The organism is Parafrankia sp. EUN1f (assembly GCF_000177675.1).
Lineage (GTDB): Bacteria > Actinomycetota > Actinomycetes > Frankiales > Frankiaceae > Parafrankia.
Genome location: NZ_ADGX01000098.1, coordinates 20738 through 31425, shown reverse-complemented (window position 1 = coordinate 31425; position 10688 = coordinate 20738). Strand labels below are relative to the sequence as shown.

General features: G+C 72.3%; 11 protein-coding genes. 3 read left to right on the top strand and 8 right to left on the bottom strand.

All coding sequences use genetic code 11. From position 1 onward, the window contains the following. Window positions 1-269 precede the first annotated feature (269 nt). The 7 genes from FREUN1FDRAFT_RS25235 to FREUN1FDRAFT_RS25205 all read right to left on the bottom strand — a co-directional run bounded on the left by FREUN1FDRAFT_RS25235 (window position 270) and on the right by FREUN1FDRAFT_RS25205 (window position 5427). Window positions 270-851 carry a hypothetical protein gene (locus FREUN1FDRAFT_RS25235; protein ID WP_006543086.1) on the bottom strand — a complete coding sequence of 194 codons (582 nt, stop codon included), beginning with the start codon at window positions 849-851 and terminating at the stop codon, window positions 270-272. Window positions 852-923: 72 nt separating this feature from the next. Further along, on the bottom strand, window positions 924-1142 hold the full coding sequence (locus FREUN1FDRAFT_RS25230; RefSeq protein ID WP_006543085.1) for a helix-turn-helix transcriptional regulator: 219 nt from the start codon (window positions 1140-1142) through the stop codon (window positions 924-926). After that, entirely contained in the window at window positions 1142-1633 is a 492-nt protein-coding gene (locus tag FREUN1FDRAFT_RS25225; RefSeq protein WP_035953407.1) for a DUF2975 domain-containing protein, read from the bottom strand. The genes FREUN1FDRAFT_RS25230 and FREUN1FDRAFT_RS25225 overlap by 1 nt, the downstream gene beginning before the upstream one ends. 293 nt (window positions 1634-1926) lie before the next feature. After that, complete coding sequence (locus FREUN1FDRAFT_RS25220) at window positions 1927-2832, bottom strand: SAM-dependent methyltransferase (RefSeq protein WP_035953406.1); 906 nt, start codon at window positions 2830-2832, stop codon at window positions 1927-1929. Window positions 2833-3278: 446 nt separating this feature from the next. Next, window positions 3279-3716: an SsgA family sporulation/cell division regulator gene (locus tag FREUN1FDRAFT_RS25215; protein ID WP_006543082.1), complete on the bottom strand. Its 438-nt coding sequence runs from the start codon at window positions 3714-3716 to the stop codon at window positions 3279-3281. A gap of 272 nt (window positions 3717-3988) precedes the next feature. Continuing rightward, entirely contained in the window at window positions 3989-4240 is a 252-nt protein-coding gene (locus FREUN1FDRAFT_RS44245; protein ID WP_035953405.1) for a hypothetical protein, read from the bottom strand. Between the two features lie 260 nt (window positions 4241-4500). Further along, window positions 4501-5427, bottom strand: coding sequence for an oxygenase MpaB family protein (locus FREUN1FDRAFT_RS25205; RefSeq protein WP_369809821.1), 927 nt, complete (start codon window positions 5425-5427; stop codon window positions 4501-4503). A 126-nt stretch (window positions 5428-5553) separates the two neighbouring features. Here FREUN1FDRAFT_RS25205 and FREUN1FDRAFT_RS25200 point away from each other — a divergent pair, with 126 nt between their 5' ends. Next, complete coding sequence (locus FREUN1FDRAFT_RS25200) at window positions 5554-7803, top strand: NAD-binding protein (protein WP_006543078.1); 2250 nt, start codon at window positions 5554-5556, stop codon at window positions 7801-7803. 40 nt (window positions 7804-7843) lie between these two features. Here FREUN1FDRAFT_RS25200 and FREUN1FDRAFT_RS25195 read toward each other — a convergent pair whose 3' ends face one another. After that, window positions 7844-8608 (bottom strand): thioesterase II family protein, encoded by a 765-nt coding sequence (locus FREUN1FDRAFT_RS25195; RefSeq protein ID WP_232295393.1) that lies wholly within the window; start codon window positions 8606-8608, stop codon window positions 7844-7846. Window positions 8609-8822: 214 nt separating this feature from the next. Between FREUN1FDRAFT_RS25195 and FREUN1FDRAFT_RS25190 the strand changes: the two genes are divergently transcribed. Further along, window positions 8823-9563, top strand: coding sequence for a HEAT repeat domain-containing protein (locus FREUN1FDRAFT_RS25190; protein ID WP_006543076.1), 741 nt, complete (start codon window positions 8823-8825; stop codon window positions 9561-9563). Continuing rightward, the gene (locus FREUN1FDRAFT_RS25185) at window positions 9557-10576 is read left to right on the top strand and encodes a HEAT repeat domain-containing protein (protein ID WP_006543075.1); all 1020 of its coding nucleotides are present in this window, start codon (window positions 9557-9559) and stop codon (window positions 10574-10576) included. Before FREUN1FDRAFT_RS25190 ends, FREUN1FDRAFT_RS25185 begins: the two co-directional genes overlap by 7 nt. Window positions 10577-10688: the final 112 nt, after the last annotated feature.

The window sequence follows — 10688 nt, the reverse complement described above, 5'->3', positions numbered from 1 at the left end:
ACCGAAATCCTCACTTCTTGCGGATTTCCAAGCGACCCCGCACCCCATTTTCCCCTATTAGGGAGAATGGCCTGGCAGAAGCGCAACCCGAGCGGCCGCCTGAAGCCGCAACCCAAAGCGTTGAGGCGTGGACCGGGAGGCCGCCCGCCAGCGGTTGTTGCTGGCTGTCGGCGGGACGCGGGGTAACCCGCATTCCCGCCGAGGTTCGCCAGAACCGCAGGCTCCGCTGGCACCCCCGAAACCGACGGGGCCTCAGAGCACAGGCGAGATCACGCGGCCACGATCGTTGCCGCAAAGGCGACCCGGTGATCCTTTGCCCAGGGCGGCCCCAGCGTTGCCCGTGGTCGGCGCAGCACCTCATCCGTGCGCTCACCCAGTACGCGGACCGCTTCAGCCTCAACGGTTCTCGGGTCATAGAAATGGATCGCCCAGCCGCGGTTGCGCGCCACGTCGGCGAGCACCTGCCGGTACATGATGGCGTCGGCACGGCTCTCGTACGGGACGCGTCGTTGCACGGCGATGTCGGCCGGGAAGCTGGCCGGCCAGGTCCGCAGCGAGAGCGAGGTGATCGGTGCGGGCAACGCCGCGGCCAGCTCGTCCAAGGCCCCCGAAGCGGCCCGGACCACGCAGGCGCGGACATCGGCCACCAGGGCCGCGAGTTCGGTGTCGCGCAGCGGCTCCCCCGACCGGTGGAGCTGGTGAGGACCGCCAGCGTGGTGGATCGGCGCCACCGGCATGCCTGGTTCGATCAGCTCGATCCGCCGACGGTCCACGACCTGATGGTCCGCCGTAGCCGTGACAACCACAGCCCAGCCGAGATGATCGGCGGTGCCCAGAAGCATGGCGGTCATCGTGCCACCCTGCGCGGGAACAGATCGGCCAGCCCCGGTCGGGCGATCGCTCGCCTGTTCGCGATTCCTACATCAGCCCGCGACGTCCTCAGGTTCCCAGCGCAGCAGGTCGCCCGGCTGGCAGTCGAGCGCCTCGCAGAGCGCGGCAAGGGTCGCGAAACGCACCGCCCTGGCGCGGCCGTTCTTGAGTACCGCCAGGTTGGCGGGAGTGATCCCGACGCGGTCCGCGAGCTCACCCACGGACATCTTCCGCCTGGCCAGCATGACGTCGATGTCGACGGCGATCGGCATCAGATCACCGCGTCCAGCTCGGCCTGCATCCGCGCCGCCTCGACGTCGCGCGCGACGGCCTGGGCAAGCAGCATCCGCAGCACGAGGACGATGAGCGCGACCCCCAGGATGGCCACGCCGACCCCGCCCATGATGACGGTGACGCCCGGGTCGTCCCGCTGGCCCGGCGCATTGAGGCCCGTGACCGCGAACCACACGAGGGCAGCCGCCACGATCGCGCCGATCACGACGTCCACGTACCGGAAGGCGGCGTGGGAGAACACGGTTCCGCGTCGCACCATCGTCACCAGCCGCCCCACGCAGACCAGGACGACCTGGACCGACACCAGGCCCAGGATCGTGATCACGCGCAGCGGGGTCAGCGGGAGCGAGCCGTCCTCCGGGTCACTCCCGCTGACCAACGCCCACAGCATCCCTGCCTGTACGAACACGGTGCCGGCGAGCACCACCACGAGCACGGCGCGCAGCGCACCCACCGTCAGCTTTCCCACGACCCACCCCTCCATCGAGTCACGATGGGAATCTATCGAGTCTCGATAGATCACGCAAAGCCAGGGACGGAAGACAGGCGGCGGTGCCGCGCCGTGGCGGAACACCGCCGCCCCTCCCTTCCCTCGCTTCCCTCGCTTTCGGTGGCGGCCAGGTTCCGGCCCTGGCACTGGAGAACGCGGCGCGCTCATGGCGCGCTCGGTGGCGCGACATCCGGTCAGCCGTTCATGACTTCAGCGACCCGCACCCGGTCCGTCGTGGTGGTCTTCCGACCAGTCGAGGCCGCAGAACACCTTCACCCGCGGCCGAGTTCGGCGATGAGGAAGCGTGTGTCGAGCCACGGCCGGGTGGCCTGTCCGGTGAACGGGTCAGTCAGGTCGCGGCCGTAGCGGTCGGCGACCTCGGTGTCGTCGTCCTCGCGGACGGTCCAGCCATTCGGGTACAGCCACCGGGCCGGGTGCGGACGGGGCTCGGTGTTGAACAGCGATCGCGCCTCGATGCCGGACCGACGGCTGAGCTGCTCCAATGTCGCGGTGTCGGAGGCCAGACGGTCCAGGTCCGCGAAGCGATCCAGCGCGAGGCGGCTGCCGACGGCGGACAGCTGGTGGATCCGCCGCAGCAGGTGTTCCTCGGCGGCGGCGGGAAGGTAACCGAGCAGGCCCTCCGCGACCCACACGGTCGGCACCGTCGGAAGAAACCCCGCCGCGGTGAGCGCGCCCACCCAGTCCTCGCGCAGGTCGGTGCCGACCGCGACACGCCGACAGCCAGGCGCGGTCCGGGTACCGCGCAGCACGTCGTTCTTGAACGCGAGTACCTGCGGCTGGTCAAGTTCGTAGAGAGTGACGTCGGACGGCCAGGACAGTCTGAACGCCCGTGTGTCCAGGCCCGCGGCGAGCAGGACGACCTGGCCTGCGCCGGCGCGGACCGCGTCCAGGATGACGTCGTCGTAGAACCGCGAGCGCACGCCGATGAAGCGGGAGGTATGCAGCGACAGTTTGTGCTGGTCGCTCACCGGCTCCCCCTCGGCGGGCCAACGCAACGGGAACGGGACCGGCGAGTCCACCGCACCCAGGAACTCGGCCCCGAACGGGTCGTCGATGAGCGCGTCGGGCATCGACGACTCCACGCTCCGAGACGCGGCTATACCGAGGGCCGTGATGCCGGGACCGGTGACGATGTCCCAGGTCTGCTGCTCTGCCATGCCGTGATTCCCTTCAGCGTGGGGAAACTTCCGACACAGGATGGCGTCGCGCTGGCACATCGTGGCTCGACTCCACCGGACCGTGGCAGCCGTTCGCAAGCGTCTCGCCGCACCGCAGCGCCCTGCGGGAGCGCACCCGCATCATCGAGAGGCCTACGGCCGGGCCTTTCCCGCACAGCGCGGCCGTCTTCAGAGTCCAGCGAGCAGGCGTCGGTCACGCTGACGCCGGCAGCGCGGCCGGGCCGCTGACATCTACTGCGTCTAGGATTCGCTGCTTATCCGGTGGCATGCCTGAGCGGCGGAGCCTTCCTTCAGCAGCAGGCAGCGGACAGCCGATGCATGGGGGCGGCAGGTCGTGCACGTGGTACCGGACCACTGTGCCCCGGATGTCCGTCCAGAACGGGCCCGGACGTCCGGATGCCATCGGGCAGATCAGTCGTCGCGGGTCAGCTGCGGCTGCGGCCGCGCAGGACACGCAGCTCCAGGTCGTGCTCGATCACCGCGTCCTCCGCCGAGACGGGCAGCAGGTCGTAGGTGTGGTTGACGAAGTCGTTCACCCGGTTGGCGGGAAGCTCGATCAGCGCGTGCCCACCGGGGCTGGAGAGCTCGACGAGCAGCACCCGGCGGCGGTCCCGCACCATCGGCCGGACCCGGACGTCCCCCAGGCCGGCGCAGCGGCGGGCACCGTCGACGAAGAGCCGGCGGGCGAACGTCCACACGACGGCCCGCTGGTCGGTGACCCACATGCTCATGGTGATCGCGATCGGATCTGTCGGGTCGTAGCGCAGGCTTGTCGGCAGCGGTACCCGCTCACCGCTCTCGGCCAGGTACGTGGCGTTGAACTCCCAGGTCACGGCGTCTGACACGATCGGACGGCGGCTCATCAGGCCCTCCCACCCCGGCGGCTGGCGTTGTGTGAAGACACACGACTCTGTCGTTACAGAACGGTGTCATCCAGGGCGGCCGACATCATCCGGCCTTTGTCGCCGGGCCGAAGTACGAACGACCCGACCTGGCGGGACGCCGCCGTCAGGCCGCCCACCCGCCCCACCACGGCCGGGCCACCCCCGATCGCCTCCCGACCCACCGATCGCCTCCCGACCCACCGATCGCCTCCCGACCACCGCCGCCGCCGCTCCGCCGCGCAGCCGCGGGCTCAGTGGTCGCCGGCCCAGCGGCGGTTCTCCTCGTCCCAGTCCTCGTTGCGGCGGTCGAGTTCGTCCCGCCAGTTCTCGGCCGCCGCCGCGGTCGGGTACGGGCCGAGGCGCCGGTGCCCGGGGGCGTCCGGCGGGTTCTCCGCCCGCTGGTGCTGCATGCACCACCACCACCCGGACGGATTCCACGCCGAGCTGTCCACCCGCTCGCCCGCACGCCTGCCAGATGCCCGCCGCCGCAGCCAGTTCAGCATGGTCGATCACCTACCCAGCCCATCATGCGCCTATCCGAGCAGGCCCGGAAAGATCGTCGCGGGTGCGGCGGAAGCTCGGCGTACTTCTCAGGAGGACGTCCTCACCCCGGCCGGCGCCGCACGGTGGCGGGCTGCGAAACGGGCACCCGGCGACACCGCGTGGCGCGGCGTCTGGCGCGGGTGCCCGCTGAGGACGGCCCGCCCGGTCCGGTGGGCAGGCGCGTCCGTGAGGGGGACGCGCCTGCCCACCGACGAGGATGTCAGGCTGCCGGCTCCGCCTCGCCAGCCGCCTCGCCAGCCGAATCGCCAGCCGTCGCGCCACGTGCGGCTGTCGCCCAGCGGATCGTCGAGACGACTCCCTTCCCGGCGAGGCGCCCCCAGGTGGCCTCGGTGGCGGGCAGGTAGGGCAGCCTCAGCGGCCAGCGGGTCCACCGCGGCATCAGCCCCACCGCCGCGCCGACGAGCGCGCCGTAGGGCACTCGGGCCACCGCCGGCAGCGGGGCGCGCACCAGCAGATAGCGGGCCGCCGCGCGGGCCTCGGGGGTCCCCTCCAACTCATCCCGGAAGGCGGAGAGCTGTTGGGCCAGCTCGGCGCGGGTGCGCGGCGGGTCGGGCACGCCGAGCCTGGTCGCGACGAGGCTGGCGTCCAGGACGTAGCCGTCGCACTCGGCCGGGCTCAGCGGTGCGGCCCCGTACCGCTGGTGCGCGGCGAGGAAGCTGTCGATCTCGGCGACGTGCACCCAGCGCAGCAGATGTGGGTCGGCCGCCGAGTAGGGCCGGCCGTCCGGGGCGATGCCGTGGACCCGCCGGTGGACCGCCTGGACCGCGGCGACGGCCTTCTCGGCATCCTGCTCCGAGCCGAACGTCGTGACGGCCAGGAAGTAACTGGTCCGCTGCAGTCGGCCCCACGGATCCTGCCGATAGTCGGAGTGGTCGGCCACGCCCGCCATGGCCAGTGGGTGCAGGGACTGCAGCAGCAGGGCGCGCAGCCCGCCGACGAACATCGCCGTGTCGCCGTGTACCCGCCGGATCGGGCGGTCCTCGCCGAACCAGCGTTCTCCCTCGGCGCGCAGGATCCGTTCCCGCCGCGCGGGGCCGCGGGTGCCGGCGACCCGGCTGAAGACCTCCCCGGCGACGCGGGTGCGCAGGGATTCGGTGCCGATCCGCAACCTGGGTAGCGTCGTCACCCGTCCATCATGCGCCCCAGCAAGCAGGTGGGACCAACCGTGCGGAACCACTCGACCCGCCGGCTGCCGCCGTCTTCCCGACGGCGGATGTCAGGCTCGCCGCGGCGACATGCTTCAGTGACGGGTATGGGGGCCACCGGATCGGCGCACGCCGACCACGTCATCGTGTGTGGGCTCAACGACCTGGGGCTGAGCATCGTCGAGCAGCTCGACGCCGCCGGTGTGCGGGCGGTCGTCGTCGACGACCATGACGCGCCTGGGCTGCGCCGGCGACTGGAGCGGATGGGTGTCACGCTGGTCCCCGAAAGTGGCCGGTTGCCGGAGTCGCTGCACGACGCCGGGCTCGGCACCGCGCTGGCGCTGATCACCTGCCACGACCGGGACCTGGAGAACCTGCAGATCTGTCTCGTGGCCGCCGACAGCGCGCCGCGGACCAGAATCGTCGCCAGCATCAGCAACGTCGGGCTCGGTGAGCAGCTGCAGGACGCCTTCGCTCAGGTCCGGGTCCGCAGCGTCGGCGACCTGGCCGGGCCGGGCTTCGTCGAGGCGTGCGTGCGGTCCACGGTGATCCACGCCTTCACCCTGGACGCACCGGCCGACGGAGCCGGAGCCGGGGAGATCTTCGCGGTGGTGGACGAGGAGGCTCCCACCGAGGCGCCCTTCCGCGCCCTCTACGGCGACCTGACGCCCGTCGCGCTGCGCCGGGCCGGTGAGCGGCTCGCCGAGCTGTGCCCGCCCCGGGACGTCGTCGTCGCGCCCGGCGACCGTCTCGTCGTCATGGGCCGGCTCGCCGAGCTGCGCGCCGGCGGCCTGGCTGTGGACGACGTGCATGACGCCCGCGTGTTCGCCTCCTTCACCGCCGACGGCCGGCCCTCCACGGCCGCCACGCCCGCCATCTCCCCCGTCGGCGCCGCCGCCGCGGCAGCGGGTGGGACGTCCGTGGAAGCGCCCGCGGGGTTGTGGTCGGGGCTGCGGGCGGCCCGGCTGCGCCGGGCCGGGCGGGTACGGCTGCGCCGGCTGCGCGAGCTGGCCGCGACCGTGCGCGCCGAGCTGGACCGGCCGTTCCGCCGGGCGCTGGCCGTGGTCACCAGCGTGATGGTGGTGAGCACCATCGTGCTGACCCTGACGTACAAGGACAACAACCCGGCCGCGCCGGAGAACTTCGACGCCCTCGACGCGCTCTACCTCACCGTCGAGACGATGGTGACGGTCGGCTTCGGCGACTACGCTTTCGGCGCGGCCGATCCCTGGCTGCAGGCCTACGGGGTCTGCCTGATGCTGTTCGGGGCGCTGTCCGTCGCCGTGGTCTACGCCTTCATCACCAACGTCATCATCAGCCGCCGGCTGGAACGGTCGTTCGGGCTCGGGCAGGCCAGCACCGTCCGCAAGCACGTGATCCTCTGCGGTCTCGGCTCGGTCGGCCTGGCGACGATGGAGGGGCTGCTGCGTGCCGGCGAGCAGATCGTCGTCATCGAGCGGGACGTGAAGAACCGCTATCTGCCGGTCGCGCGGGAACGCGGGGTCCCGGTGGTGGTCGGGGACGCGACGGTGCGCTCGACGCTGCTCGAGGCCGGCGTGGCGCACGCGGCCACCATCGCGGCGATGACGAGCGACGGGCACGCCAACCTCGAGACAGTGCTGTCCGCCCGGGAGATCCGGGCCAGTGCGCACCGGCCGCGGCCCGGCCGCCGTACCAGGCTCACGGAGGGCGGCCGAAGGCTGGCACGGCGGACGGACGGCACCGCCGGCGCTACCGGCGACGTCGGCGGCACCGCGGGCCTCACAGGCGATGCCGGCGGTGCCGGCGGCGAGGTGGCGGGATCCGGTGCCCGGCTGCGCATCGTCATGCGGGTCTTCGACGCCACGATGGCTGACGAGGTCGAGCGCCGGTTCGGTATCCACACGGCCCGCAGCGCGACGGCGCTGGCCGCCCCTCACTTCCTCGCCGCGGCCATGGGCCACGAGGTGATCAGCGCGTTCTATGTGGAGGGGACGCCGTTCCTGGTGGCCCGCCTGACGATCCGGGCCGGCGGCGGCCTGGTAGGCCCGGCCCTCGCGGAGCTGGCCACCGGCACCCGGGTCCTGGCGGTGGCCCGGTGCCAGGGCAGCGAGGGCCCCCAGGACGAGGCCCCGGACACGGCAGGCACAACGGACACCGCGGGCTCATCCGGCACCGCCGGCTCATCCGGCGCCGCGGGCGTGGCCGGCGCCGCCGGCTCGGCGGATGCCGGCCCCGGCCCGACGGCGGACTACCGCCCCGGGCGGCACACGCGCCTGCAGGCCGGTGACGAGCTGCTCGTCGTCGGCCCGGTGACCAGGATCATCGGGATGGTCCGGCGCAACCAGCTCGCCGGCCACGCCCCGGCGCAGCCCTGACGATCAGGACGCGGCGGCGGCGTTCAGGACGCGGCGGCGTTCAGGACGCGGTGACACCGAGCAGTCCCGTGCGGATCCGATCGGCGACGGCCTCGATCTGCTCGGTGAGGTAGAAGTGCCCGCCCGGGAGAACGAGCAGGTCGAAGTCGCCGGTGGTGTGCTCCCGCCAGGCCAGCGCCTCGTCCTCGGTCACCGCCGGGTCGCTGGCGCCGATCGTCACCCACATCGGCACGCTGACCGTCGCGCCCGGTTCGGGGCGGTAGGTCTCGATGGCCTGATAGTCCGCACGGGTCGCCGGCAGGATGAGCGCCAGGAGCTCCGGGTCGCCCAGCAGGCGGGGGTCGGTGCCCCCCAGCGCCGCGATCGAGCCGATCACGGCCTCGTCGCCGCCGAGATGGACGCTGCCGGGACGCCCCCTGGACGGCGCCGGCCGCGCGGAGGGAAACAGGATCAGCGGCTTCCGCGCCGCGGGGTCGGCTTCCAGCCTCCGGGTCACCTCGAAGGCCACGATGGATCCCATGCTGTGCCCGAGGAAGGCCGTCGGACGGTCGTCGAGCTGCGTCACCCTGGCGACGACCTCGTCGGCGAGTGCGGCGATGCTCGTCAGCGGCGGCTCACCGAGCCGGTCCTGCCGGCCCGGGTACTGCACGGCGACGACCTGGGCGACGTCGGCGAGGGCCACCGACAGCGGATGGAAGTAGGTCGAGGCGCCGCCCGCGTGGGGGAAGCAGACCAGCCGCGGGCCGGACTCGTTACCTCGGTTGAACCGCCGGATCCACCGATCCACGTCGCCGGTCAAGGTCACCACCATCTGGACGGAGACAAACAGCGACAAGGCGGGTCAGCCCGGCGCCTTCGTCATCAGACCACTCACCGGGCACCTTCGACCAGTCATCCCGCCGCGAGTGCCGGCTACCTCACGTTGCCGCCGCGGCGCGGGTCCGGCGGGGCCGGCAGGCACGCGCCACAGTTCGCCGGTCACGAGCTTGACCTTGACACCGTGTCAAGGTGTCCACTGGGTGCAGGAGGTGGTCCCGATCAACGCGACAGATGGAACCCCGCGAAGCGCCCGGGTGACCGACGCGCTGGGCGCCCGGGACTCGTCGGTCCGGCTTCAGGCGGCCATGGCGGCCGGCTCTGACCCCGACCCCGGTGTTCTGGAGACGCTCGTCGAGCGGTGCGCGGTCGAGCCCGACTTCTTTGTGCGAGACATGCTGTCCTGGGCGCTGACCCGACTACCGCCGGAGACCACGCTGCCCCGGCTCCGCCGGGAACTCGGCTCCGAGCGCCCCACGGCCCGCAGCCAGGCGTTGCACACACTCAGCAAGATCGGCGACAGGAGCGCGTGGGCCTGGATCACAGCCGCGTTGCTGCACGATGCCGATGACGAGGTCGCGAGGACCGCGTGGCGCGTCGCGGTCGCCCTCGCTCCCGAGGGCAGCAGGAAGGGCCTGGTCGACGAACTGGTCACGGAGCTCGGCCGCGGCGACCGCGACCTGCAGCGGAGCCTGAGTCGGGCCCTCGTCGAGCTCGGCGACGTGATCGAGCCGGCTCTGGAGAAGGCCGCGGCCGGCCCCGACCCGGCCGCGGCGGCGCACGCCCGTGCCACCGGGGTGCTCCTGCGGGACCCGGAGACCGCTTTCAACGCGGCCATCGACGAGGCGAAGCGAGTGCTCGCGCTCGGCCCCGAACGAACCGCTGCCACCGGCGCCACGAAGGCCGCCGAGGGGGCGGGAGCCGCGGAGGCCGCGGATTGCTGATCGGTGATGTGGCGCGTCATTCGGGGGTGAGCACCCGGATGCTTCGCCACTACGACGCCCTCGGGCTGGTGCGACCGAGCGGCCGCACGGTCGGCGGCTATCGCGACTATTCCGACGAGGACATCCGCAGGATCTTCCACGTGGAGAGCCTGCGGTCCCTCGGACTTTCGCTCAAGCAGGTCGGACGTGCGCTGGAGGACCCGTCCTTCACGCCCTCCGACCTTGTCGGTGACCTCGTCCGGTGGGCGGAAGACCGCCTGGAGCGGGAACAGGAGCTACTCGGGCGACTCCGCGCCATCGACGCGTCGGCACCCACCGACTGGCGAGACGTCCTGCGCATCGTCGAACTCATGCAGGAGCTTGCCTCGACCAGTGCCGCGCGCAGGCAGCAGGCCGTCCTGGCCCGGCCGGAGAGTATGCCGGTGGCCGCCGAGCTGCTGGCCGGGGCGGTGCTGGCCGAGTCCGACCCCAACGTGGCGGGCGCGCTGCGCTGGGCGCTCGCCAGATCGGGCGGCGACGGCGTGGCGGCACTGGCCGCCGGCGTGCGCTCGGAGGACGTCGACATCCGGCGGCGCGCGGTGCGAGCGATCGCCGGGATGTCCGAAGCCCCGGGTGTGACCGCGGCGCTCGCGGACGCGCTCGAGGACCGGGACCCGACGGTGCGCGGGCACGCCGCTCTGGCGTTGGGCCGGCGTGGTGTGACCGCGACCGTGCCGACCCTCGTCGGCATGGTGGTCGAGGGCTCCTACGACGTCGACGCGGCGGAGGCTCTGGGAGCACTGGCCCGGGATCCCGAGTGCGCGGGCCGGATCATCACCGCGCTGGCCGACGAACTCGCCACGCACACCGCGGACTCCGCGGTCCGGATACGTCTGGCTCAGGCCCTGGTCGAGCTACCGGGAGCGACCGTGCGGGAGGTCCTGCGCCAGCTGGCCCACGACAACGACCCTGCCGTCGCCCTCGTCGCCTCGGCCTTCGTCGGAGTTCTCGAAGCGCGGACCCCCGAGGACTGAACGCGCGGGACAGGCCGCCCGGAAATCCCGACACCTGACCGGAAAATCCCAGCCGAATTCTCACTGATCCGACGCCGGGCCGCGTGCGCGCACAGGAAATCCACTCCTCAGC